Source organism: Pseudomonas sp. NC02, assembly GCF_002874965.1.
Classification (GTDB): Bacteria; Pseudomonadota; Gammaproteobacteria; order Pseudomonadales; family Pseudomonadaceae; genus Aquipseudomonas.
The window spans coordinates 6,754,170-6,777,234 of record NZ_CP025624.1 but is presented as its reverse complement, the minus strand read 5'-3'; the positions used below and the strand labels follow the sequence as shown (position 1 = coordinate 6,777,234).

General features: G+C 61.3%; 19 protein-coding genes. 6 read left to right on the top strand and 13 right to left on the bottom strand.

Annotated elements, in window-relative coordinates; genetic code table 11:
* Positions 1–86 precede the first annotated feature (86 nt).
* Both C0058_RS32000 and C0058_RS31995 read left to right on the top strand, forming a co-directional pair.
* On the top strand, positions 87–986 hold the full coding sequence (locus C0058_RS32000; RefSeq protein ID WP_003213389.1) for a response regulator: 900 nt from the start codon (positions 87–89) through the stop codon (positions 984–986).
* Positions 987–1,222: 236 nt separating this feature from the next.
* On the top strand, positions 1,223–1,873 hold the full coding sequence (locus tag C0058_RS31995) for a M23 family metallopeptidase (protein WP_008439474.1): 651 nt from the start codon (positions 1,223–1,225) through the stop codon (positions 1,871–1,873).
* Positions 1,874–1,990: 117 nt separating this feature from the next.
* On the opposite strand, the gene C0058_RS31990 is transcribed toward C0058_RS31995, so the two are convergent.
* From C0058_RS31990 to phoB, 3 genes are all read right to left on the bottom strand, one after another.
* A complete protein-coding gene (locus C0058_RS31990; protein WP_003213385.1) occupies positions 1,991–3,331 on the bottom strand; it encodes a hemolysin family protein in 1,341 nt (446 codons plus the stop codon).
* Positions 3,332–3,455: 124 nt separating this feature from the next.
* Complete coding sequence (gene phoR, locus C0058_RS31985; protein WP_003213382.1) at positions 3,456–4,778, bottom strand: phosphate regulon sensor histidine kinase PhoR; 1,323 nt, start codon at positions 4,776–4,778, stop codon at positions 3,456–3,458.
* Between the two features lie 43 nt (positions 4,779–4,821).
* Positions 4,822–5,511, bottom strand: coding sequence for a phosphate regulon transcriptional regulator PhoB (gene phoB / locus C0058_RS31980; RefSeq protein WP_003195617.1), 690 nt, complete (start codon positions 5,509–5,511; stop codon positions 4,822–4,824).
* Between the two features lie 152 nt (positions 5,512–5,663).
* Here phoB and C0058_RS31975 point away from each other — a divergent pair, with 152 nt between their 5' ends.
* Complete coding sequence (locus tag C0058_RS31975) at positions 5,664–6,044, top strand: hypothetical protein (protein WP_003213380.1); 381 nt, start codon at positions 5,664–5,666, stop codon at positions 6,042–6,044.
* Positions 6,045–6,077: 33 nt separating this feature from the next.
* On the opposite strand, the gene ubiA is transcribed toward C0058_RS31975, so the two are convergent.
* Together ubiA and C0058_RS31965 are read right to left on the bottom strand one after the other, a co-directional pair.
* Positions 6,078–6,968 carry a 4-hydroxybenzoate octaprenyltransferase gene (ubiA, locus tag C0058_RS31970; protein ID WP_102370177.1) on the bottom strand — a complete coding sequence of 297 codons (891 nt, stop codon included), beginning with the start codon at positions 6,966–6,968 and terminating at the stop codon, positions 6,078–6,080.
* Positions 6,968–7,531, bottom strand: coding sequence for a chorismate lyase (locus C0058_RS31965; RefSeq protein ID WP_102370176.1), 564 nt, complete (start codon positions 7,529–7,531; stop codon positions 6,968–6,970). Before C0058_RS31965 ends, ubiA begins: the two co-directional genes overlap by 1 nt.
* Before the next feature lie 195 nt (positions 7,532–7,726).
* On the opposite strand from C0058_RS31965, the gene C0058_RS31960 reads away from it, so the two are divergent.
* The 3 genes from C0058_RS31960 (at position 7,727) to C0058_RS31950 (ending at position 9,558) form a co-directional block, all read left to right on the top strand.
* Positions 7,727–7,894, top strand: coding sequence for a rubredoxin (locus C0058_RS31960; RefSeq protein ID WP_003213373.1), 168 nt, complete (start codon positions 7,727–7,729; stop codon positions 7,892–7,894).
* Positions 7,895–7,942: 48 nt separating this feature from the next.
* Positions 7,943–9,091 (top strand): NAD(P)/FAD-dependent oxidoreductase, encoded by a 1,149-nt coding sequence (locus C0058_RS31955; protein ID WP_003213371.1) that lies wholly within the window; start codon positions 7,943–7,945, stop codon positions 9,089–9,091.
* Positions 9,092–9,282: 191 nt separating this feature from the next.
* On the top strand, positions 9,283–9,558 hold the full coding sequence (locus C0058_RS31950; protein ID WP_003213368.1) for an HU family DNA-binding protein: 276 nt from the start codon (positions 9,283–9,285) through the stop codon (positions 9,556–9,558).
* 117 nt (positions 9,559–9,675) lie between these two features.
* Here the strand turns inward: C0058_RS31950 and C0058_RS31945 are convergent, their stop codons facing one another.
* The 8 genes from C0058_RS31945 to tssE form a co-directional block, all read right to left on the bottom strand.
* Positions 9,676–10,083, bottom strand: coding sequence for a hypothetical protein (locus C0058_RS31945; RefSeq protein ID WP_003213360.1), 408 nt, complete (start codon positions 10,081–10,083; stop codon positions 9,676–9,678).
* A 15-nt stretch (positions 10,084–10,098) separates the two neighbouring features.
* The gene (locus C0058_RS31940) at positions 10,099–14,406 is read right to left on the bottom strand and encodes an RHS repeat-associated core domain-containing protein (protein ID WP_102370175.1); all 4,308 of its coding nucleotides are present in this window, start codon (positions 14,404–14,406) and stop codon (positions 10,099–10,101) included.
* Positions 14,407–14,418: 12 nt separating this feature from the next.
* Positions 14,419–14,853: a DcrB-related protein gene (locus tag C0058_RS31935; RefSeq protein WP_003213356.1), complete on the bottom strand. Its 435-nt coding sequence runs from the start codon at positions 14,851–14,853 to the stop codon at positions 14,419–14,421.
* A 15-nt stretch (positions 14,854–14,868) separates the two neighbouring features.
* A complete protein-coding gene (locus tag C0058_RS31930; protein WP_003213354.1) occupies positions 14,869–16,809 on the bottom strand; it encodes a type VI secretion system Vgr family protein in 1,941 nt (646 codons plus the stop codon).
* A 158-nt stretch (positions 16,810–16,967) separates the two neighbouring features.
* Positions 16,968–19,625 carry a type VI secretion system ATPase TssH gene (tssH, locus tag C0058_RS31925; protein ID WP_102370174.1) on the bottom strand — a complete coding sequence of 886 codons (2,658 nt, stop codon included), beginning with the start codon at positions 19,623–19,625 and terminating at the stop codon, positions 16,968–16,970.
* A complete protein-coding gene (gene tssG / locus C0058_RS31920) occupies positions 19,618–20,661 on the bottom strand; it encodes a type VI secretion system baseplate subunit TssG (RefSeq protein WP_102370173.1) in 1,044 nt (347 codons plus the stop codon). The genes tssH and tssG overlap by 8 nt, the downstream gene beginning before the upstream one ends.
* Positions 20,625–22,484: a type VI secretion system baseplate subunit TssF gene (tssF, locus tag C0058_RS31915; protein ID WP_102370172.1), complete on the bottom strand. Its 1,860-nt coding sequence runs from the start codon at positions 22,482–22,484 to the stop codon at positions 20,625–20,627. Before tssF ends, tssG begins: the two co-directional genes overlap by 37 nt.
* The gene (tssE, locus tag C0058_RS31910; RefSeq protein WP_102370315.1) at positions 22,481–22,996 is read right to left on the bottom strand and encodes a type VI secretion system baseplate subunit TssE; all 516 of its coding nucleotides are present in this window, start codon (positions 22,994–22,996) and stop codon (positions 22,481–22,483) included. Before tssE ends, tssF begins: the two co-directional genes overlap by 4 nt.
* Positions 22,997–23,065 lie beyond the last annotated feature (69 nt).

Sequence of the window (23,065 nt, the reverse complement as noted above, 5' to 3'; positions counted from 1 at the left end):
GTTTTCGTTTGTGGTGTTGGAATTTTTGGCAAAACGCCATCAGCGAAGCGTTATGCTTGCCGGGGTTTTTATAGGATGAAGGGTCGATGAGCAAAGTCAGTGTATTGGTGGTGGATGACGCCTCGTTTATTCGCGACCTGGTGAAGAAGTGCCTGCGTAACTACTTCCCGGGGATCAAGATCGAAGATGCGGTGAACGGCAAAAAGGCCCAGGCCATCCTGATGCGCGAAACCTTCGACATGGTGCTGTGCGACTGGGAAATGCCGGAAATGTCCGGCCTGGAACTGTTGACCTGGTGCCGTGAACAGCCTCATCTCAAAGCCATGCCTTTCGTCATGGTGACCAGCCGTGGCGACAAGGAAAACGTGGTGCAGGCGATCCAGGCCGGGGTTTCCGGCTACGTCAGCAAGCCATTCACCAACGAGCAGTTGCTGAACAAGGTCAAGCAGGCACTGAACAAGATTGGCCGCCTCGACGCGCTGATCGCCAGCGCACCGACCAAGATGAACTCGGCGTTCGGTAACGATTCCCTCAGCGCCCTCACTGGTGGCAAGCCTGACGCAGTCAAGCCGGCCCCGGTGGCCGCGCCCAGCAAAGGCCTGCTCAACAGCCCGCCGGTGCAGGTGGCTGCGGCAGCGTCGCCTGCCAGCGGTCGTGGCCAGGGCCAGTTGCGCCTGTCCAGTGGCACCCAGCAGTGTGTGATCAAGGCCCTGAGTATCAAGGAGGCGCTGCTGGTGGTACGTCGTGGTGAAATCCTGCCTCAGGTACTGGAAAGCGCCGTGCTCGACCTGGAGCAGGGTGAGAACGCTGAAGTGGCGCGTCTGAATGGCTACCTGCATGCCGTGGTGGCCTACGAGCCCAAGCCCGACAGTGACTGGCTGCAACTGACCTTCCGGTTTATCGACCAGGATGCGCAGAAGCTTGACTACATTTCGCGGCTGATCGCCCGCGGGACCGCACAGAAGCATTTTGTGCCGGGTGCGTGACTTGATGGGGTCTCCAAAAAACCTGTGGCGAGGGGGCTTGTCCCCCGTTGGGCTGCGTAGCGGCCCCAAACCCTGTAATTGAGTTCTGCCTGACCCTGCGCGATAACTCTACTGGGGCCGCTGCGCAGCCCAACGGGGGACAAGCCCCCTCGCCACAGGGTTAGTGTTTGGTTCACATAGCACTGTCATGATCCCTTGTTAGCCTGCCATTCAGTCGTCCCTGGCAGGCCAACCCGATGCTCGTGCGCTCACTGTTGTTGTGTGGACTGTTCGCCGTTGTCATGCCGGCGATGTCCATGACCCTCTACAAATCCATCGACGCCGACGGCGCTGTGGTCTTCAGCGACCGGTACACGCCCGGGGCGCAGGCGTTTGTGTATCAGGAGCGGGTGATTCCCAAGCCTGTATATCCGTCGCAACCCGCTTCCTATCGTTATCCCTTGCCCTGGCGTGGCGGGCCGTTCCGTCTCACCCAAGGCCCCAACGGTACCTTCAGCCACTCTGAGCTCAAAAGCCGTTATGCGATGGACATTGCCATGCCTGAAGGCACGCCAATCATCGCGGCACGTGGCGGTGTCGTACTGAAAACCGAGAACGAGCAGAGCGGGCGCGGCAGCGATCCATCGGGCAATTTCGTGCGGGTGCAGCACGATGACGGCACGCAAGGCGTGTACCTGCACCTCAAGCAAGGGTCGGTCAGCGTCAGGGAAGGGCAGCGAGTGGCGGTGGGCAGCCCGCTGGCGTTGTCGGGCAATACCGGTAACAGCAGCGGGCCGCATCTGCATTTTGTGGTGCAGCGCACGACGGCGTCGGGGCTGGTGTCGATTCCCTATGAATTCAACCAGCCGGTGCAGGCGTTGCCCAACTTTGCGCTGGGCACGCGGTAAGGCTTTTGTAGGAGCGAGCTTGCTCGCGAAAAACCTGAGGGCGCTGCCGGGTGTCAGGGTCCCAGCGTTATTGTTAACGTCCTTCGCGAGCAAGCTCGCTCCTACAGGGGGTGTGCCCTAGTCGAGCAATAGCACCTTGGCCAACACGATCTTCGGCCCTTTCATCTTCTTGATGATGATGCGCAGGCCTTCGACTTCCAGCACTTCTTCCTCTTCCGGCACCCGTTTCAGGGTGTCGTAGATCAGCCCGGCCAGGGTTTCGGCCTCGATGTGGTCCAGGTCGACGCCCAGCAGGCGCTCCACCTTGAACAGCGGCGTGTCGCCACGCACCAGCAATTTGCCCGGCTGGTAAGCGAGGATGCCGCGCTCGGCCTTGCGGTGTTCGTCCTGGATGTCGCCTACCAGTACTTCCAGTACGTCTTCCATGGTCAGGTAGCCGATGACCTTGCCGTCGGCCTCTTCCACCAGGGCGAAGTGCGCGCCGCCTTTACGGAACTGCTCGAGCAGTTGCGACAGCGGCATATGGCGCGATACGCGTTCCAGCGGGCGGGTCAGCTCGGCCAGGTTGAACGACTCGGGAATGTGGTCCAGGGCCGCCAGTTCCAGCAGCAGGTCCTTGATGTGCAGCAGGCCGACGAACTCGTTGCGCACGGCGTCGTACACCGGGTAGCGGCTGAACTTGTGGCGACGGAACAGCGCCAGGATTTCCTTGAGCGGTGCGTTGAAGTCCAGGGTCACCAGGTCTTCCCGGGAGTTGGCCCAGTCCACCACTTCCAGCTCGCCCATTTCCACGGCGGAGGCCAACACGCGCATGCCTTGGTCGCTCGGGTCCTGGCCGCGGCTGGAGTGCAGGATCAGTTTCAGTTCTTCACGGCTGTAATGGTGCTCGTGGTGCGGGCCAGGCTCGCCTTGGCCGGCGATGCGCAGGATGGCGTTGGCACTGGCGTTGAGCAGGTAGATCGCCGGGTACATGGCCCAGTAGAACAGGTACAGCGGCACGGCGGTCCACAGCGACAGCAACTCGGGCTTGCGAATGGCCCAGGACTTGGGCGCCAGTTCACCGACCACGATGTGCAGGTACGAGATCACGAAGAAGGCGGCAAAGAACGACACGCCCTTGATCACTTCCGGCGACTGCACACCGATCGCCCCCAGCAACGGCTCGAGGATGTGCGCGAAGGCCGGCTCACCGACCCAGCCCAGGCCCAGGGAGGCGAGGGTGATACCCAACTGGCAGGCCGACAGATAGGCGTCGAGCTGGCTGTGTACGGTGCGCAGGATCTGCCCGCGCCAGCCGTTCTTGTGGGCGATGGCCTCGACCCGGGTCGAGCGCAGTTTGACCATGGCAAATTCCGCCGCAACGAAAAAGCCGTTGAGCAGTACCAGGATCAGTGCAAAAAGAATCATGCCGAAGTCGGCGAAGAGTGTCGCGAGGGTGATGCCAGGGGAAGGGTCCATGATGGGGTTTTGCGGGTTCCGTCTAATCGAAAAGGGTGAGCAGGTGGGCCTGAAAGGCAGGCGCAAGTCCGCCAATGTAGCGGCTGACGGGGCGCTTGCCTAGTGGCGGCTGCCGGGCGGAGGGTCACTCGTCCTGATGAAGGACCCGGGAATGTGTCACCTGGGCCGGCGGGAAATGGCAGGTAAAGGTACTGCCGTGGCCGAGCACGCTACTGATTTCCAGCCGCGCGCGATGGCGCAGCAGCACATGTTTGACGATGGCCAGGCCGAGCCCGGTGCCGCCGGTGTTGGAGTTGCGGCTGGAGTCGACGCGGTAGAAACGCTCGGTGAGGCGCGGCAAATGCTTGGCGTCGATGCCCATCCCGGAGTCCTGCACGCTGAGGTGTGCGCCCTGGTCGTCGGCCCACCAGCGGATGCGGATGTTGCCTTTGTCCTGGGTGTATTTGACGGCGTTGAACACCAGGTTGGAAAACGCGCTGCGCAACTCGCCCTCGCTGCCCTTGAGCAGTATCGATGGGTCGGCTTCAAGGGTGATCTGCTGTTCACGCTGCCCGGACAATGCCTGGGCGTCGCTCTTGATCGTCTGCAACAGGCTTTGCACCGGCACCGGATGGTTGTCCGAGGGGTAATCGGTGGCTTCCAGCTTGGCCAGCAACAGCAGGTCGTTAAGCAGGGTTTGCATGCGCGAGCCTTGCTGCTGCATCTGTTGCAGGGCACGGGTCCAGCGCGGGTTCACATCTTCGACGTTATCGAGCAGCGTCTCCAGATAACCGCAGATCACCGTCAGCGGTGTGCGCAGTTCGTGGGAGACGTTGGCGACGAAGTCCTTGCGCATCTGTTCCAGCTGATGGATGCGTGTGACATCGCGCACCAGCATCAAATGTTCGTTATTGCCGTAGCGCGTCAGGTACAGCTGGATACGCACGCGGTCGTTGGTCGGTGACGGGATTTCCAGGGCTTCTTCGTAGTTGTCCTGCTCGAAATACTCCTTGAAACGCGGGTGGCGCACCAGGTTGGTCACCGGCTGGCCGCTGTCCTGGGGCGTCTTGAGACCCAGCAAGGTCTCTGCGGCGCGGTTCCACCATTCCAGGTTGCCGTCGCTGTCGAGCATGATCACCGCGTCTTTCAGTGCGGCGGTGGACTCCTGCACCCGGTCGATCACCGCTTGCAGGCGCCCGCGTACACGCTGGTCGCGGCGTTGCAAGTGGTAGATGCTGTCGAACACCTCGCCCCACAGGCCGTAGCCGTCGGGTGGTGCTTCGTCGGGTTTGTGCTGGCGCAGCCATTCGTGCAGGCGCAGCAGTTGCTTGAGGGTCCAGCCCAGGTAAAGGCCCAGGCCGACGGCCAGGCTCCAGCCGTAATAGCCGCTGACCAGGCCCACCAGCAGGCAGCCGGTGATCAACAGGAGCATGTGGCGGATCAGGGTGCCATGCCAGTTTTGGTTCACTTAAACACGCGTCCTTTCAGCTGTCTGGGCAGTTCGGGCTGGCTCAGCCTTTGGTGGAAAACCGGTAGCCGGTGCCGCGCACGGTTTGTACCAGATTCTCGTAAGCGTCGCCCAAGGCTTTGCGCAGGCGACGGATATGCACGTCGACGGTGCGCTCTTCCACATACACATTGCCGCCCCAGACCTGGTCCAGCAGTTGGCCGCGGGTGTAGGCGCGCTCCTGGTGGGTCATGAAGAATTGCAGCAGGCGGTATTCGGTAGGGCCCATCTCGGCGGGTTTGCCGTCGATGGTCACGCGGTGGCTGATCGGGTCAAGGATCAGGCCGTCGACTTCGATAGGCGCTTCACCATCGGTGGGGCCGGCACGGCGCAGAACGGCTTTCAGACGGGCGACCAGTTCCCGTGGGGAAAAAGGCTTGGTGATGTAGTCATCGGCGCCGACTTCCAGGCCCTGGATCTTGTTGTCCTCTTCGCCCTTGGCGGTGAGCATGATGATCGGGATATCCCCGGTCAGCTCGTCACGCTTGAGGCGGCGGGCCAGTTCGATGCCGGAGGTGCCGGGCAGCATCCAGTCCAGCAGGATCAGGTCCGGCTTGCGGTCGACGATAATGGCATGGGCCTGCTGGGAGTTCTCCGCCTCCAGGCAGTCATAGCCGGCCATTTCCAACGCAACGGCGATCATCTCGCGAATGGGCGCTTCGTCGTCAACGATCAGAATGCTCCTGCCAACCATGCTAAATCCTCTTGTCATTTAACTGTCTTGCGCCGCATTAGATAACGGAATTATTGCAGTCGTGTGACAGTAATTTAGTCGCCTGGGCAATCCTTGCCTCTCTGGACTACGCTTTGGGTCCGAATCCTGACAACCACAAAAGGAAGGTTCCCATGACTCACAGTACTTTTTCCTGGAAAGCCCTGCTGGTAACGGCCGCGTTAACGCTGCCGACACTGGCGTTTGCGGCAGACCCGGCGATGACCAAGGACGGGATGCTGGTGGACCACAACGGCATGACCCTCTACACCTTTGCCAAGGACGCTGATGGCAAATCCATGTGCAACGACAAGTGCGCCACCAACTGGCCGCCGTTGATGGCCGAATCCACCGACAAGCCCATGGGCAAGTGGACCGTGATCACCCGTGACGACCAGAAAAGCCAGTGGGCCTACAGCGGCAAGCCGCTCTACACCTTCATCATGGACAAGAAGGCCGGTGACATGACCGGCGAAGGCAAAATGGACGGGGCGTGGAAGGTCGCCAAGCCTTGATGTGAGCCGGATAAGGGTGAGGGGCTTGGCCTCTCACCGAAATCCGTAGTCCGCGACAATCCCGACAAAAATCGCCAACCCGGCCCAGTGGTTGTGCAAAAACGCCTTGAAGCATTTGAGCCGGTCCTTGTCCCGGGTGTACCAGAACTCCCAGGCAAAACACCCGGCCGCCGCCAGCAAGCCCAGGTGGAACCAGCCGCCCAGCTCAAAACGCATCCCCGCCAGCCACAGGCACACCAGTGCCAGGCCCTGCAGGGTCAGGATGATCACCCGGTCGGCATCGCCGAACAGAATCGCGGTGGATTTGACCCCGATTTTCAGGTCATCGTCGCGATCGGTCATCGCGTAGTACGTGTCGTATCCCACCGTCCACAACAGGTTGGCGATGTACAACAGCCATGCCGCGGCGGGCAGGCTGCCCGTCTCGGCGGTGAACGCCATCGGCATGCCCCACGAGAACGCCGCGCCCAATACCACCTGCGGGTAATAGGTGTAGCGCTTCATGAACGGGTAGCTGGCCGCCAGCGCGAGGCCGCCCAGAGACAGCCAGATCGTCATGTAGTTGGTCAGCAGCACCAGCAGGAAACTGATGACCATCAGCACCGCGAAGAACACCAGGGCCTCTTTCGAGCTGATCCTGCCGCTGACCAGCGGGCGCTGTTCGGTGCGTTTCACATGGCCGTCGACCTTGCGGTCGGCCCAGTCATTGATGACGCAACCGCCGGCCCGGGTGAGTACCACGCCGAGCACGAAGATCAGGATATTGAGCAGCGATGGCGAACCCTTGCCAGCAATCCACAGCGCCCACAGCGTGGGCCATAGCAGCAGGTAAATGCCGATGGGCTTGTCCATGCGCGTCAACTGGATGAAGTCCCAGGCCCTTGGGTTCAGGTGATTCAGGGATTTGAGCAGGCGCTGGTACATCAGAAACGCTCCGGATGGTCGTGCACGGCTTGCCACAGGGTGGGCAGGAAGATCTCGGCCACCAGCACGCTCAGCGGCCCGCGGTCGAAGCGCGAGCGGCGTGCCCACAGGTGATCGGCCTGGTCCGCCGGGGGCAGCCATTCCCGTGGGTAGCGGCACACCTCGATGGCCTGGCGCGTGAAGGCGTGGTCACAAAACAGTAATTCCCCGAGAGACCGGCTGCCCAACTCGTCCATGTGCAAGCCGTCGCCCTGCAAGGCGCTGCGGGCCGCCACGCTGCGGGCAAACACCCACGGCTTCCCATGGCCACGTAAATACACCTCGCGCACCCAGCCGATGCTGGCGGCGGGCAAGTCCAGGGTGGCGCATTCGTCGTCTCGCAGTGGCTGCCAGCCTTCGAACAACGGCGTCACGCTGAAGCCATCGTCGGACAGGCGCGTCAGGCGCCGGGTCAGCGAGCCTTCATCGAACAGCCAGTTGAGTGTCAGCGGCGTAGGCAGTGGGCTCAGAAGGCTCTGGGTCAGCCATCGGCAAGCATCGGGACGGGCGTTTGAATGCGGCACGGAGGGTCATTATTGGCAGTTAATGAGGCGGCGAGCTTACCATGGTGCCCTGGACTTTTGCCGGAGTGCGCCAGGCCCATGCGTCGATCATGCTTGCATCTGCGCCTGCTGATCAGTACAAAACGCCCTGAGCCGCACGGCAAGGTTGCATCTATCGACCGTCGGCCAACGCGCCTGGACCTGAGGAAACAAGTAATGAAGAAGTGGCAATGTGTCGTCTGTGGCCTGATCTACGACGAGAAAGACGGATGGCCGGATGACGGCATCGCGCCGGGCACCCTGTGGCAGGACGTCCCTGAAGACTGGCTGTGCCCGGACTGCGGCGTGGGCAAAATGGATTTCGAAATGATCGAAATCGGCTGATTGCTGATTTAAATCGCAATTCAAGAAACGTACTACAAGGAGAAAGGAATGAACGCACCTGTCGTGATCGTCGGCACGGGGTTGGCCGGTTACAACCTGGCTCGGGAGTTTCGCAAGCTCGATAGCGAAACCCCGCTGTTGCTGATCACCGCAGATGACGGGCGCTCCTACTCCAAGCCCATGCTTTCCACCGGCTTTGGCAAGAACAAGGAAGCCGACGGCCTGAGCATGGCGGAACCGGGCGCCATGGCCGAGCAACTGAAGGCCGAAGTGCGTACCCACACCCGCATCAGTGGCATCGACCCGGGCCACAAGCGCTTGTGGATCGGTGAGGAAGCGGTGGCCTATCGCGACCTGATCCTGGCCTGGGGCGCAGAAACCGTGCGGGTGCCGGTACAGGGCGACGCCGCCGAGCTGATTTTCCCGATCAACGACCTCGAAGACTACGCACGCTTTCGTGCCGCTGCGGCCGGAAAACGCCGGGTGCTGTTGCTGGGGGCCGGGCTGATCGGCTGCGAGTTCGCCAACGACCTGATCCTCGGCGGCTACGAGATCGACCTGGTGGCGCCGTGCGAGCAAGTCATGCCGACCCTGCTGCACCCGGCAGCCGCCGCAGCGGTGCAGGCCGGTCTGGAAGGCCTGGGGGCGCGTTTCCACCTGGGCCCGGTGCTCAATCGCCTGCAGCGCACCGCTGACGGCCTGGAAGCCCACTTGTCTGATGGCGAAGTGATCCAGTGTGACCTGGTGGTGTCTGCTATCGGCCTGCGCCCGCGTGTCGACCTGGCCGCCGCCGCCGGGTTGCAGATCAACCGCGGGATCATGGTCGACCGCCACCTCAAGACCTCCCACGCCAACATCTACGCCCTGGGCGACTGCGCCGAGGTCGATGGCCTGAACCTGCTGTACGTGATGCCCCTGATGAGCTGCGCCCGCGCCCTGGCCCAGACCCTGGCGGGTAACGCGACGGCCGTCAGCTACGGCCCTATGCCCGTCACGGTAAAAACCCCGATCTGCCCGCTGGTCGTCTCGCCACCGCCACGGGGCACCGAAGGCGTGTGGAGCGTCGAAGGGCAGGGCGGCGACATCAAGGCCCTGTGCCGCGACGCCAGCGGGCGCCTGCTGGGGTACGCCCTGACCGGCACGGCCGTGATGGAAAAACTGGCCCTCAACAAAGAACTTCCGCCGCTGCTGGCGTAAATGCTGGTCGTTCTGTCGGAATAAGCATCATTTTGACCGTAGAAAGGTCGCCGTGAGACTGGCGCAGGCCCCGATGGCATGCCATCCTCACTCCCGTCTGCCGCAGAGTAGAGCCTGCGGCGCCTTGGGCGCTGCTCCGATAGAGAGCAGCACGGACATAACAACAAAAAACCGTCAAAGAGGCTTCACTTATGCGTAAACCAGAACTCGCAGCCGCTATTGCAGAAAAAGCAGACCTGACCAAAGAACAGGCCAACCGCGTACTCAACGCCGTACTTGAAGAAATCACCGGCGCGCTGCATCGCAAGGACAGCGTCACCCTGGTAGGCTTCGGCACCTTCCTGCAGCGCCACCGCGGCGCCCGCACCGGCAAAAACCCGCAAACCGGCGAGCCGGTGAAAATCAAGGCGAGCAACACCGTTGCGTTCAAGCCAGGCAAGTCGCTTAAAGACAGCGTCAATCCGTAAGTCATGTAGAACGCGCTACGCACATGCGAGTGTGAGCGCGGGATGAAAAATGGGCACGCCGACTGGGTCGGGTGCCCATTTTTTGTGGGTGGGCAATCCTTGCTCAATCGTTGAGCTTCAAGCTGTCCACTCGTTCTCAATACACCATTGCTGTACATCCGCAATTAGTTGCGCCGATACCGGTTGCAGATTGGGGAGTTTTTTCTCGTATTTCTTAATACTTTCAACAAAAAATGTAATGAATGCCGCACCTATTAATTTGCGCTGAGCAGCTATGTCTTTTTTCAGTGGAACAAAATCTTCCTCGTCCATGGCGATATCCAGACCGAACATTTTGTCTTTTGCGTAATAACGGCAAAATGTTTTTCGTTCCAGGTTCTTCGGCAGGCATCGCATGCAGACCGCCAGTTCCCAGTCGAGGGTGGGATACTTTTTTTCAAGAATCTCACTCAGGCCATTTAGCTCGTCGGTGATTTCAAAGACCTTTGTCCAACTCGGTGAGTCCGATGTCGTATCGACTCGCATAAAGTATTCCTTATGTCAGTGCCTGCATTTGTTGCCCGGGGGTAGTTTTCCTCGGCGTTTAAAATATTTTCCGATTTTTAATCTTTCCCATACCTGCATATTGCCCTTCGTCGGTGCTGCCATAACCCTTTTGTAGGCAAGATTTTTGGATTTCAGCCACTTTTGGGTATATCGCCGATTCGGATTGACGGTTTCACCGACTTTCCAAACTTCACCTTTTTTCAAATAGACTTGGCCTATTGGCTTTTTATGGCCCCATGCCATCTCGTCATAAAAGCCGTCCTTTTTCGCAATCAGGTAATAAAGCTCGGGGGCCAGTCCCCATGGATCAATCCAGGATATTGGATTGGGGGCGTACTGATAAAAATTGAGCCCGCCGTCAAACTCAATCGGATCCGGTGTCGTAAACCGTCCCACGTCCGGATCATAAAACCTGAAAGTATTGAAATGCAGCCCCGTCTCCCGGTCCAGATACTGCCCCTGAAAGCGCAGGTTCTGTTCTTCGATGTAGTACGGCTCGCGCACTTCCTCAACCGTATTGCCCCACACACGATATGTCGCGCGCCAGACATTATGCCCGTCAGCTTCAGTCAGTTGCTCCGGCAGTCCGTTGAGGTCGTTGTGGTAGTAGCGGATTTTCTGCAGCGGCCCGGTGCCGTCAACGCGAGCCAAGGGTTCGCTGCCTTCATCTTCATAGATGTAAAGACTGGTCTGGCTGTGTTTATGCTCCTGCAATAACCGCAGCCCATCCCAGGTAAACCGGGTTTTCCCCAGGGGATAGCCGTCGTTGCCATGTTCGGTTTTCTCAATGCGTCGGCCCAACGGGTCGTAGATCATCCTGACTACGCTGCCGTTTTCATTGCGCACTTCAATCAGCCGGCTTTCTGCATCGTAGGCGAAGCGTTGCAAGCCACGCGCTGCGCTGCGTTTTTCGATCATCCGACCGAACGCGTCATAGCGATAACGCTTGTCCTGATAGGTCAGCAGTTTGTTATGCACGACCAGCCCAGCGCCTGACTGCGGGCCATCCAGCAGGTTGGCGGCGGCATCGTAGGCAAACGTTTCGCGCTGGCCGTGCAGGCTGTCCTGGCTGGCGATGATGCGGCCAGTGGCATCGTAGTGCAGCAGTTGGCGATGTTGTATGGCAGATTGCTGGTCGAACTTGCCGACCAAGTTGTCGGCAGGGTCATACTCGAACTGCTTTTGCGCTGTCGCTGGCATCAACGATGGCAGGCCTGTAAGGCGGTGTTGGCGTGAGCGTAGACGGCCGCTGCGGTCATACTCACTGCGGGTGCTGAGTCGGCCTTGGGTGCGCAGTACTTCGCGGTGCAGGCGGTCGCGTTCAAAGTCGCTGATGACCTGGCCGTCGAGATTGACCTGATGCAAGTGACCGCTGCCGTAGTACAGGCGATTGAGCCAGCGTCCGTCGGGTATCTGGGTCTGGATAAGATTACCGAGTTCGTCGTAGTGGTGCTGCAGGGTGCCCATAGAACTCTGTTCGGCAAGCATTTGGCCGAGGGCGTCGTAAGCGAAACCAAGGGCTTGGGTATTGCCCAGCAGGTCGGTGAAGGTGACGGCGGTGAGCTGGTCCAGCGGGTCGTAGGCGTAGTCGGTGCGCCCATCGTCGGTGGTTTTGGCGATCAGCCGACCTACTGCGTCACGTTCCATTTGATGGACAATGGGCGCTGGCGGCGTCTCGGGAACCAGGCCTAGCCCGTTGCCGTAGGGGGCCGGAGTGGCGGTCACCGTGGTGATATGGTCCAGTGGATTGTAGGTGTAGCTTTTGGCACTGCCATCGAGGTCTTGCTGCTCAGTCAGCCGATCCCCGGCGTCCCAGGCAAAGAGATAACGTTCGCCGTTCTCGTTGGTCAGTGCTTGCAGGCGCCCATAGCTGTCATAGCCGAACTTCACCTGCCGGCCATGAGCGTCGGTGCGCAGGCTTATCTGGCCACGTCGATTGTGCTGGTAGAGCGTGGTATGTCCGGCAGGGTCGGTGTACCCCACGAGTTGGCCGCTGACATCGCGTTGAAACAGCTCGATGCGACCGTCCGGCAGTTGGTTGCTGAGTAAGCGCCCCTGGAGGTCGTAGCTGAATTGAGTGCGCTCGCCAAGCGCGTCGGTGATCACCTGCAGATAGCCGCGCTCGTCGTAGCTGAAACGCGTGGGATAACCCGAGCAATCAATGTGTTCGACCAATTGCCCGAACGGATTCCAACGCAGTTTTTTGCTTTTACCGGAGGCGTCGATGATTTCCACGACCTGGCCGTGGGCGTCATAGCGATAGCGGGTGATGTGGCCCAGCGGGTCGGTTTCGGCAACGCAATTGCCGCGAGGATCATAGCGATACTGCCAACTGTTGCCGGCGGCGTCGGTCTCCACCAGGGGTAACGCCCAGTGTTCAAGCCACAACGTTGAATCGCTGCGGCCCAACGGGTCCGTTTCGCCGATCAGGTTGCCGGCGTCATCATGCTTGTATTCATAGCGTCCACCTTGCGGGTCGGTGGCGCTGAGAAGTTGGCGTTCGTCATTCCACTCGAACAGCCAGGTTTGCCCCAGCTTATCGCTGTATTGAATGATCTGGTGCTGAGTATTCCAATGTCGGGTGCTGACGCGCTGTAAGCCGTCGATGATACGGGTGAGGCCCGCCTTCAAGTCATAGTCGAACTGGTAGGAGTCACCTTCATCGGTCCAGTGTCGGACGACTCGCCACTCTGAGTTTTCAATCAGTGCCCATTCATAGAAGCACCGCAACCCGGTGGGTAACTGATGCTCCACCATTCGGTGCCCGGCATCGTACGTGAAGCGCCGCTGCACCTGGCCAGAGGCATCGCGCACCTCTGCCAGATTGGCCCTGGCGTCATAGCCGTAGCTGACGAGCACTTCGCGACGTTGATCTGGGAATAGGCGTTCGACGCGAGTGACGTGCTCATGTTCGCGTATCAACTCGACCTGCACCAAGTCGAAGGTATCGCGCAGGCGTACCAGGCGTCCGGCCTGGTCGTAGTCGAGATGAATGCGGTTGTCGTTGCGGTCGCCAAGTTGAATCAGGCGCAGCAGCGACGGGTTGGCTGTGGGCTCAAACAAACGATATAGGCCGTCGTCACTTTCAATCAGCAACTGCCCGTTGAGGTGCCGACGCACAGAGAGCCCTTCGCCGGGGCTGAACACCGCCCCCCCCAACGGGATCGAGCCCATGTCGATAGGGCGCCCCTGCTCGTCGGTGTAGACCAGCGCTTCACCGCCTTCTGGATGAGGTTGGATTTCGACGCATACTTCATAAGCCACACTCCAGCCTGTACCGAACAGTGTGCCTGGGCGTTCGTCGCGGCTGTTGTAGAAGCGTTGCCAGTCAATCGGCAGGATGGCGGGCAGTACAAAATCCAGTTCATCGGTGCCGCCCAGCACCTTCGCTCCCGTTGCAGCATGCACCGGATTCGACGAGCCCATGGCAGCGTTGGTCATCGCGTCCATCGCGCTGCTGACGGCCATCGAAGTAGCCCCGCCAATCAGCATGCACGGCAACTTGCTGAAGAACTTGCCCTTGCCGCCCTTGAGCATCAGTAACGCGGTGACCGCCAACCCCACGCCCGGCGTCTTGCCACTGCGTATTTCCCGCACCACCACTGACCCGCCGCCAATGGTCACGTTCGATGAAATCAACCCGGACGACACCACTGTTGCATCGCAGGTACTACGATCACCACTGCGCACCGCAGGCTGGCCATTGATCGTGACCTTATCCGAACCCTCGGCCAGGAACTGCGGAGGCATCGGTGGATGCTTCATGCAGGTGACCAAGTCCAGAGGCTTGGGCACGGCTCCTGGTGTGGGAGTAGCCACCGTGGGGCGCCACATTTGGGAGAAGAAGCTCTCGGCCATATCCAGATAACTGGCTTCTGGTTCGGGTGCGGGTTCTTCCAGTTCGGTTCCGGCTGGCGCGACATGCGAGCTGATCGCCCCCGCGGCACGTGCGGCGGGAAGGTTGTTGGTCAGGGTATCGGTGGCACCGGTGAGAATATTCGCCTGTACCGTGGGCGGAAACAGGGCGTTGCTGAAGCTGTCGCATAAATTGGTGAGGCCTTTGTCCGCCCCGCTCTTGCTCATGAGAAGGCCGACAACTGTGCCCACCACTGCGCCGAGCAGGACGCATCCGAGTCCGCCGGTAGCGACGGTGATACCGGTAGCAGCCACCACGGCAGCAGTCGCTACTGCAGTGATCGCGATATTGGCCGCCACCTCCAACACACCGCCGAGGATGTCGGCCATCATTGAGGTGTGGGAGAGCGCGTCGCCCATGCGAGCGGCCCATAGAGCATCAGACATGCATGGTGCCCATCAGGAAATCGCGTCGAACGACAATGAGTTTTTGATCGTCGCCCAGTGCGCCGCCTCGGCATCGCCCAGCTTGTCTGCCTTCACATAACTCAAGGCGAGCATCTTGCGTGTGCCCGGGATTACCAGAGCCAGTTGGTACTGGAACACCTTGTCACTGCCCTTGCTGAACTGGCTGCGGAGCTCTATGCCTTCTACTTCCTTTGTTGCACCTAGACGGACACCGACGCCCGGTTGATAGCGCAAATCCTGCACCTGTTTTTCCAGGCGTTTGAGCTGTTCGTCGAAGTTGCTGTGCAGGGTTTCGCCATCGGTGAGGAAGCTGCGGCTGATGATCAAGGAAGTGCCCAGCTCGGGGAACTTGAGGATATTGATCGTAGCGTCCTGCAGCTCGCCGGCCGGCAGTTGGAACTGAAATTCGTTAATTCGGTACGTCATGGAAAACAGGTCTCGTCAGGAGCTTTTAGGCGCGGGGAACGCGGCTTTGATATTGGCGTCGATGCTGGCTTTCATGCCCTGACCATCGGGTGTTGCGCCGGGGCCGCCGCCGTTGTTCAGGTGCAGGACGCCGCCGGTATTGAATTCGGCATCGCCGCTGGCGTGGAAGCTGATATTTACGCCACTCAGGTTGATCTGCCCGCTGGCGTTCAACTCCAGGATGCTTTTACCGCAGACCAATCGCAGGTTTTCGCCCACTTCAATCACGTAGCTCTGGCTGATGCTGTCGGTCTTTCTCTGGCCCACCGAGAGGATGTCTTGATGCTTGACGATGCGCACTCGATTGTTCCCAATCGTCACCGTCTCGTTATGCCCAATACTCTTGTTCCGGTCATGCCCCACCGAATGGCTTTCATCCACCTCCACTACGATGTCCTGATTACGCTCGGCATGGATGTACAGCTGCTCCAACCCCTTCTTGTCCTCCATGCGGATTTCATTGAAGTTGGCCGGTGTGCCGCCTTTGCTGGAGCGGCTTTTCATCCCGCTTTGGGTGGCGTTTTCCGGCAAGTCGTAAGGCACGGTCTGCTCGGCGTTGTACACCCGGCCGGTGATGATCGGCCGGTCTGGATCGCCTTCCAGGAAGCTCACAATCACTTCCTGGCCGATCCGTGGGATCTGCATCGAGCCCCAGTTTTTTCCGGCCCAGGACTGCGATACGCGAATCCAGCATGAGCTGTTTTCGTTGGACTGGTCGTGGCGGTCCCAATAGAAATGCACCTTGACCCGGCCATATTGGTCGGTCCAGATTTCTTCGCCCTTGGGGCCCACCACCAGCGCGGTCTGCGGGCCTTTGACGATGGGCCGGTAGGTGTTGGCCAGTGGGCGGAAACTCTGTTGCGCGTCGATGCAGGTAAGGGTGCTTTCGAACTGCGCCGAAGGCGCGCCACCGCCGCTTTCGAGGCTTTCCTGGGAGATGTAGTAGCGGGCGCCGACGATCAGGTATTCGCGGTTCTGGTCGCGGCGACTGAAGCCGGTGAGGCTGAACAGGTGGCCGGAACCCAGGCCGCGCGCATTGCCGCTGAACTCCACTTGTTCGTGCAGGGTTTGCAGGGCTTCGATGCGGGTGCGGGCGTAGTGTTCGCCGTCTTCGCTTTTGACGTAGGTGCCGGGGTAGTCGTATAGCGGGTAGTCGCCGGCGGTGTGCGGGCGCGGCATGGCCGAGCGTACGTCGATGCTCGCGCTGGGACGCTGGAAGTCGTAGTCGTTGAGCTCAAGGGAGCCGGGTTGTACTTCCTGTGCCAGGTGCCAGTTGTGCATATGGTCGCGTTCGCGCTGCTGCTCGTCCTTGGGGTAGTAAGGCACCGAGGCGTAGCCGGGCACGTTGGCGTGGGCACCGTAGGCATCGGCCAGCACCAGCACGTGGCGGTCCTGCTCGTGGCGGAAGAAGTAGTAGATGCCTTCCTGTTCCATCAGGCGGCTGACGAAATCGAAGCTGGTCTCGCGGTACTGCACGCAGTATTCCCACTCGCGGTACGGGCGGCTCAAGGCGTCTTCGAAGTCGGAAAAACCCAGGTCGCGAAACACCTGCTTGATGATCTGCGGGATGCTCAGGTTCTGGAAAATCCGGCAGTCGGAGGTGCGGCTCAGCAGCCACAACCACGGGCGCAAAGTCACCTGATAGCTGGCGAACTGGCCCTGGTCGATGTTCTGGCTGCAGCGGGCGACGATGCCGTGGAAGTGCCGCTCGCCACCGTCCGCCAGTTGCAGGTTCAGGCTCATGGGCTTGCCCAGCAACTGGTTGAGGTCGATGTTGGCGTCCAGCGAGGTCAGCTGCAGTTCGAAATTGAACAGCCGACCCAGCTCTTCGCCGCCACCCATTTCATTGAGCAGCAGCACATCCGGCCCCAGGGGGCTGGTGATCTTGGCCAGGCGTGAGGCTTGGTTGAATAACATCGGTTAACCCGTAAATAGCGTAATAACTGTAGGAACCGGCTCCAACTATGGGAGCGGGCTTGCTCGCGAACGCGGTGAATCAGTCACCGGATGCATCAACTGATACGCCGTCTTCGCGAGCAAGCCCGCTCCCACAGTTTTGATCGCATTCCGTCAGGTCAATCGTTGAAGTCGTAGTGCAATTCGTTATCCCGCGTGCTGATCCGCACCCCCGCCAGCGCCTTGCCTTCGAGCATGCGGGTGAGGAATTCGCGGCTCATGTCCGGCAGCAGGCTGTTGGTGAGGATGGTGTCGATCATCCGCCCGCCGCTTTCGGTTTCGGTGCAGCGGGACACGATCAGGTCGACCACGTCGTCGTCGTAATCGAAGGCGACTTTGTGGGTGTTCTCCACACGCTTCTTGATGCGGTTGAGTTGCAGGCGGGTGATTGCCTTGAGCATCTCGTCGCTCAGCGGGTAGTACGGAATGGTCACCAGGCGGCCGAGCAGCGCCGGCGGGAAAATCTCCAGCAGCGGCTGGCGCAGGGCCTTGGCGATTTCCTCGGGCTCGGGGATGTTCGCCGGGTCTTTGCAGACCCGGGAAATCAACTCGGTACCGGCGTTGGTGGTCAGCAGGATCAAGGTGTTCTTGAAGTCGATCACCCGGCCTTCGCCGTCTTCCATCACGCCTTTGTCGAACACCTGGAAGAAGATTTCATGCACGTCCGGGTGGGCTTTTTCCACCTCGTCCAGCAGCACCACGCTGTAGGGTTTGCGCCGCACGGCTTCGGTCAGCACGCCACCTTCGCCATAGCCAATGTAGCCCGGTGGCGCACCCTTGAGGGTGGACACGGTGTGGGCTTCCTGGAACTCGCTCATGTTGATGGTGATCACGTTCTGCTCACCGCCGTACATGGCTTCGGCCAGGGCCAGGGCGGTTTCGGTCTTGCCCACGCCGGAGGTGCCGGCGAGCATGAACACGCCAATCGGCTTGCTCGGGTTGTCGAGGCCGGCGCGGGAGGTCTGGATGCGCTTGGCGATCATCTGCAAGGCGTGGTCCTGGCCGATGATGCGTTTCTTCAGGTGCTGGTCGAGGTTGAGCACCGTCTCCAGTTCGTTGCGGGCCATGCGGCCCACCGGGATGCCGGTCCAGTCGGCGACCACCGAGGCCACGGCCTGGTAATCCACGGTCGGCAGGATCAGCGGAGTTTCACCTTGCAGGGTGCTAAGGCGTTGTTGCAGGTCTACCAATTGGGCACGCAATTGGTCATCGCCGCTGTCCACGACACCGGATTTTTCGCGCAACGTCGCACGGGTGGCGAGCAACTCATCCACCAGGGTTTTCTCTTCGGCCCAACGGCTTTCCAGGGTGGCCAGGCGCTCGCGTTCGGCGCTCAGCAGCGCTTCGCTGTTGGTCTGGCGCGCACCGATGGCGATGCCGATCGCGTGCTCGCGGGCGATGATTTGCAGCTCGGTTTCCAGTGCCTCGATACGGCGGCGGCTGTCGTCGACTTCTGCCGGCACCGCGTGCAGGCTGATGGCGACGCGGGCGCAGGCGGTGTCCAGCAGGCTCACGGATTTGTCCGGCAATTGACGCGCCGGAATGTAGCGGTGGGACAGCTTCACTGACGCTTCCAGCGCTTCGTCGAGGATCTGCACCTGATGGTGTTTTTCCATGGTCGAAGCCACGCCGCGCATCATCAGCAACGCCTTGTCTTCCGACGGCTCGGCCACTTGCACCACCTGGAAACGGCGGGTCAGGGCCGGGTCTTTTTCGATGTGCTTCTTGTACTCGGCCCAGGTGGTGGCGGCCACGGTACGCAAGGTGCCACGGGCCAGGGCAGGCTTGAGCAGGTTGGCCGCGTCACCGGTCCCGGCGGCGCCACCGGCACCTACCAGGGTGTGGGCTTCGTCGATAAACAGGATGATCGGTTTCGGCGAAGCCTGGACGTCTTCGATGACCTGGCGCAGGCGTTGTTCGAACTCGCCTTTCATGCTCGCGCCGGCTTGCAGCAGGCCGACATCGAGGCTGCGCAGTTCCACATCTTTCAGCGCGGGTGGTACGTCGCCGGCGACGATGCGCAGGGCGAAGCCTTCGACCACGGCGGTCTTGCCGACGCCGGCTTCACCGGTAAGGATCGGGTTGTTCTGGCGGCGACGCATGAGGATGTCCACCAGTTGGCGGATCTCTTCGTCACGCCCGACGATCGGGTCGAGCTTGCCGCTGCGGGCCTGTTCGGTCAGGTCGACGGTGAAGCGCTTGAGGGCTTCCTGCTTGCCCATTGCGCTCGGGGCCATGGCGCCGCTGGCCTCGCCCGGTACAGCACCGGCGTTGAAACCGTCGCTGGCACTCAGTGCATTTTCGGGCGAGTCGCCGACGTATTCATCAAAGCGTTCGCTCAGGGCTTCGGCCTTGATCTTGTCGAACTCACCGGACAAGCCCAACAGCGCATGGCGCAGGCTCGGCGTCTTGAGAATTCCCAGCACCAGGTAACCGGTGCGCACCTGGCTTTCGCCAAACATCAGGCTGCCGTAGACCCAGCCACGCTCGACCGCTTCTTCTACATGGGACGACAAGTCAGTGATCGACGTCGAGCCACGGGGCAGGCGGTCCAGGGCTTCGGTCAGGTCGCGGGCCAGACGCGCCGGCTCGACATTGAACTGTCGAATGATGCGGTGCAGGTCAGAGTCCTGCAGTTGCAGCAACTGGTGAAACCAGTGGGCCAGTTCCACGTACGGGTTGCCCCGCAGCTTGCAGAACACGGTGGCGGCTTCGATGGCCTTGTAGGCCACACTGTTGAGTTTGCCGAACAGTGCGGCGCGACTGATTTCACCCATGCTCTGGATTCCTTGAGGTGTTGGCGTGTTCGGCGTAATGCCGGGCCAGGATTAGGTCGTTGGCGTCATGCTCGGGTTGGCCGAGCCAGGTGTTGAAGCCCAGGCGGAACTGGCCGCTGAGTTGCAGGGCCGGCACTTCCGGTTGTTGCAGAACCAGATTCAGGTCCCAGTCCAGTTCGTGGCCCAGGTACTCGGCGACCCACGCCACCAGCTCGTTGAACGGCTGGCTGCCGGGCAGCATGCCCATGTAGTCATCGAGCTTCAGCGGGCCCAGGCGAATGCGGAATTTATGCTGGCGGTCCCACACATGGCTGCCCAGGCAAAAGTCCACGCCCAGCTGGTTGGCGCTGACACTCACGCGGCTGCGCTCGGGCAGCTCCAGCCATTGGCCGACGTATTCTTCGATCTCCACCGGCAGGCCGAAGTACTCGCCGAGAATCGCCTTCAGGCCGTCCGGATAGCGGGTTTGTGCCGACAGGTGGCCGCTGTAATGCAGCTTCGCCGTGTCGGGGATCAGGCCCTGGTTGAGCAGGCTCGGGGTGCCGCGACCGCTCAATGCGGCGAGGCGCGCCGACCAGTAGTCATCGTCCGGGCGGTCATGGCTGACGGTAGGCCGTGCCTCGGCCCAGGCACGATAAAACAGGGTCAGCAGGCGATGGTGGAACACATCCAGGAAGCGCTTGCTGGTGCTGTCGGCGTTGTTGCGCTGGCGCTCACGCACGTACTCGGTGATGTGCAGCGGCAGCGGGCCGTTGGGGCCGCCGAGGCCGAAGAAGAACTGCTCCAGCCGTGCCGGCTGGCCTTCGGCCCCAGGTTCGACCGAGGCCAGTGTGGCCGGCGCAAAGGTGCAATCGGCCTGTTGCCCGAGACGCAGCGGGTCATCCGCCAGGCGCAGGGAATGCCCCAGGCGTGGCAGGTTCGGCGATTCGCACTCGATGCGCCGCAGCGCCTGGAAGAAGTCATATTCCCAGGGCTCCTGATGCATCGCATCCAGGGTACTCACAGGGTCGGACGGCGTCCGGGCTTGGCTTTCCATCGCATGATCTCGCCGCGTTCGGTGGTACGGATCACCGTCTCGGTAAAACTGTTGATCGACACATAGCGTGCCAGGAACCGTTCAAACACCGCACCGAGCAGGAACACGCCGGTGCCGCGGAACGCGTTTTCATCAAATTCCAGAGTGATCTCAAGGCCGCGGCCAAACACGATCGGGCCGGGCATCGGCAGGCGCCGGGTCACCGCCTTGCTGCTGACTTCCCGCAGGCCTTCGATCTGCAATTGCAGGGCGGCGTCGTTGCTGTCGCCATACAGGCGCAGCAGTTCACGCAGCGCGGCGGCGCCCTGGCCTTGCTCGCTCAGCGACAGGTAGTTCAACGACAACTGGCTGATCAGGCGCCAGGCCTTGGCGTCATGGGCATGGCTGGCGCGCGGGCGGCTTGGCCCGGCGACGCAGCGCACGGCCAAGACCGGCGCACTGTCGGCCAGGGTGAAGTCGGTCTTGCCGTTGCCCACGCTCATGAACAGCGGCAAGTCGCGGTTGGTGCACAGTGCGGTCACGCCCAGTTGGCGCAGGTCATGGCGGTACGGGGCTTGCTGGGTGTCCACCAGGCTGACGAAGGTTTCGCTGCCCACATAGGTGGAGCGCGGCCCGCTGCGGCGCTGGTCGCTGGACAACACGCGGGGTTCGCGACGCACCGTGTAGTAAGCCTGGTCACGGCCATAGCGCGACGGATCGCGTACCGCGTAGAACGGCAGGAACGGCTGCTCCGGTCCGGTGCCGTGGCCCGTGATGCCGCTCAAGGAGTGAATCTCGAAATCCATCGGCCGCGTGCGGTCGGCGATCACATGGTGTTCGTTGACCCGCTCGGACAAGTGAATCCGGTCCACACGCTTGGGAAACAGGTTGATTGCCGGGGTGCAGAACGGCACGAATTGCGCCTTGCCGACGCTGCCTTCCAGGCTTGGATCGTGACGGTCGAACAGCACGATCAGTTCCAGTTCCTGGCCGTCACAGCGTTTGACTGCACGGTTCAGTTCAGCGAATTCGACGAACAGAAAACGGTGGGGCAGGGCGAAGTATTCCTGGAGCAAGCGATAGCCCTGGAACGCTCGCGGCACCACCGGCATCGCCGCATCGGCGTCATCGAAACCCCGGGAGCGCAAGGCATCCGGCGGCAGGCGTTCAACCCAATCACCGCCGGGCTTGCGCGCGAACACCGCGCAGGCATTGCCCAGCAGTTGTTCGTAGAGGCGGAACGGTTGCTCGTCGGCACCGCTGAGGTACAACGGCAAATTATCCAGCGCCAGGCTGTTGAACGGCAGCTCGGCGCCGGTACGCAAGGTCAGGCGCAGGCCGGCCTTGGCCTTGGGTTCGCTGGCGGCCAACCGCCCGAGCACGGCGGACGGGTTGCCGAAGTACTCGGCCTGGGCGACCTGCAACGGCCACAGCGTCACCGGGTGCGCGGTGCGGTACTCGCAGCAGGTCTGGGTTTCGCGGCCCAAGGCGGCGCGCAGGACGGTGTCGCGGGGCAGTGGAAAACCACTGGCCAGGGAGCCTTCATCGGGATCGGCCTGCAACTGCACCACGGTCATCGACGGGGTCGGCGCCAGGTAGTGCGGGTAGGCGATCTCCAGCAGGTTGTTGGTGAAGGTCGGGTACTCGGCGTCGAGCTTGAGCTGGACCCGGGCCGTGAGATACGCAAAGCCTTCGAGCAAACGCTCGACGTACGGGTCGGCGCAGTCCATGCCGGACAGGGTCAGCCGACTGGCGATCTTCGGGTATTCCTTGGCGAACTCGGCGGCGCTTTCGCGCACGTGGTGCAGTTCCTGGTTGTACAGCTCCAGCAGGCGCGGGTTCATGGGCGTCTCCGCTGGTCGGCGTTGACCACACGCACATGGCCGGACTCCAGGTCCAGGTCGGTTTGCAGCAACAGGCGCAACGGCACCGGCTGCGCCCACAGGTCGCCTTCGATCTCGAAACTCAGGGCGTTGTGGTTCATCTCACCGTGGCCGACGCGTGCCTTGACCCGCAAGGTGTGGCGCAGGATGCGCGGTTCGAAGGTGGCGATGGCTTGTCTAATCAAGGCTTCCAGGGCGCTGATGTCGATACTGGAGACACTGTTGCCCGCCAGCGCCGGCAGCCCGTAATTGACCACCGACGTACCGGCCGGCGTGTGCAGCGTGGCATCGGCGTTGAGCAGTGAGGTGGTGTTGAGCAGCCACGTCAGGTCACGCAGCACCGAGGCTTTCAATTGGCTCAGGGACAGCACGCGTTTGTCGGCGCTTTCCTTGGGATTGGTCGGGTCATCGTCGGTCAACCGGTCCAGCAGGGACGGTTGCAGGCGATCGCGGGAAGCAATTTCAGTTACCACCAAAGCAGCTCCACGGACGGGTTGCGAGAGGAACAGGGGGCTTGCAGCCGCCACTTGGGGTGGCGGCTA

Coding starts and splice junctions, on each gene's coding strand:
- C0058_RS32000 (WP_003213389.1), top strand. CDS start 87: ATGAGCAAAGTCAGTGTATTGGTGGTGGATGACGCCTCGTTTATTCGC.
- C0058_RS31995 (WP_008439474.1), top strand. CDS start 1,223: ATGCTCGTGCGCTCACTGTTGTTGTGTGGACTGTTCGCCGTTGTCATG.
- C0058_RS31990 (WP_003213385.1), bottom strand. CDS start 3,331: ATGGACCCTTCCCCTGGCATCACCCTCGCGACACTCTTCGCCGACTTC.
- phoB (WP_003195617.1), bottom strand. CDS start 5,511: ATGGTTGGCAGGAGCATTCTGATCGTTGACGACGAAGCGCCCATTCGC.
- C0058_RS31975 (WP_003213380.1), top strand. CDS start 5,664: ATGACTCACAGTACTTTTTCCTGGAAAGCCCTGCTGGTAACGGCCGCG.
- ubiA (WP_102370177.1), bottom strand. CDS start 6,968: ATGTACCAGCGCCTGCTCAAATCCCTGAATCACCTGAACCCAAGGGCC.
- C0058_RS31960 (WP_003213373.1), top strand. CDS start 7,727: ATGAAGAAGTGGCAATGTGTCGTCTGTGGCCTGATCTACGACGAGAAA.
- C0058_RS31955 (WP_003213371.1), top strand. CDS start 7,943: ATGAACGCACCTGTCGTGATCGTCGGCACGGGGTTGGCCGGTTACAAC.
- C0058_RS31950 (WP_003213368.1), top strand. CDS start 9,283: ATGCGTAAACCAGAACTCGCAGCCGCTATTGCAGAAAAAGCAGACCTG.
- C0058_RS31945 (WP_003213360.1), bottom strand. CDS start 10,083: ATGCGAGTCGATACGACATCGGACTCACCGAGTTGGACAAAGGTCTTT.
- C0058_RS31940 (WP_102370175.1), bottom strand. CDS start 14,406: ATGTCTGATGCTCTATGGGCCGCTCGCATGGGCGACGCGCTCTCCCAC.
- C0058_RS31935 (WP_003213356.1), bottom strand. CDS start 14,853: ATGACGTACCGAATTAACGAATTTCAGTTCCAACTGCCGGCCGGCGAG.
- C0058_RS31930 (WP_003213354.1), bottom strand. CDS start 16,809: ATGTTATTCAACCAAGCCTCACGCCTGGCCAAGATCACCAGCCCCCTG.
- tssH (WP_102370174.1), bottom strand. CDS start 19,625: ATGGGTGAAATCAGTCGCGCCGCACTGTTCGGCAAACTCAACAGTGTG.
- tssG (WP_102370173.1), bottom strand. CDS start 20,661: ATGGAAAGCCAAGCCCGGACGCCGTCCGACCCTGTGAGTACCCTGGAT.
- tssF (WP_102370172.1), bottom strand. CDS start 22,484: ATGAACCCGCGCCTGCTGGAGCTGTACAACCAGGAACTGCACCACGTG.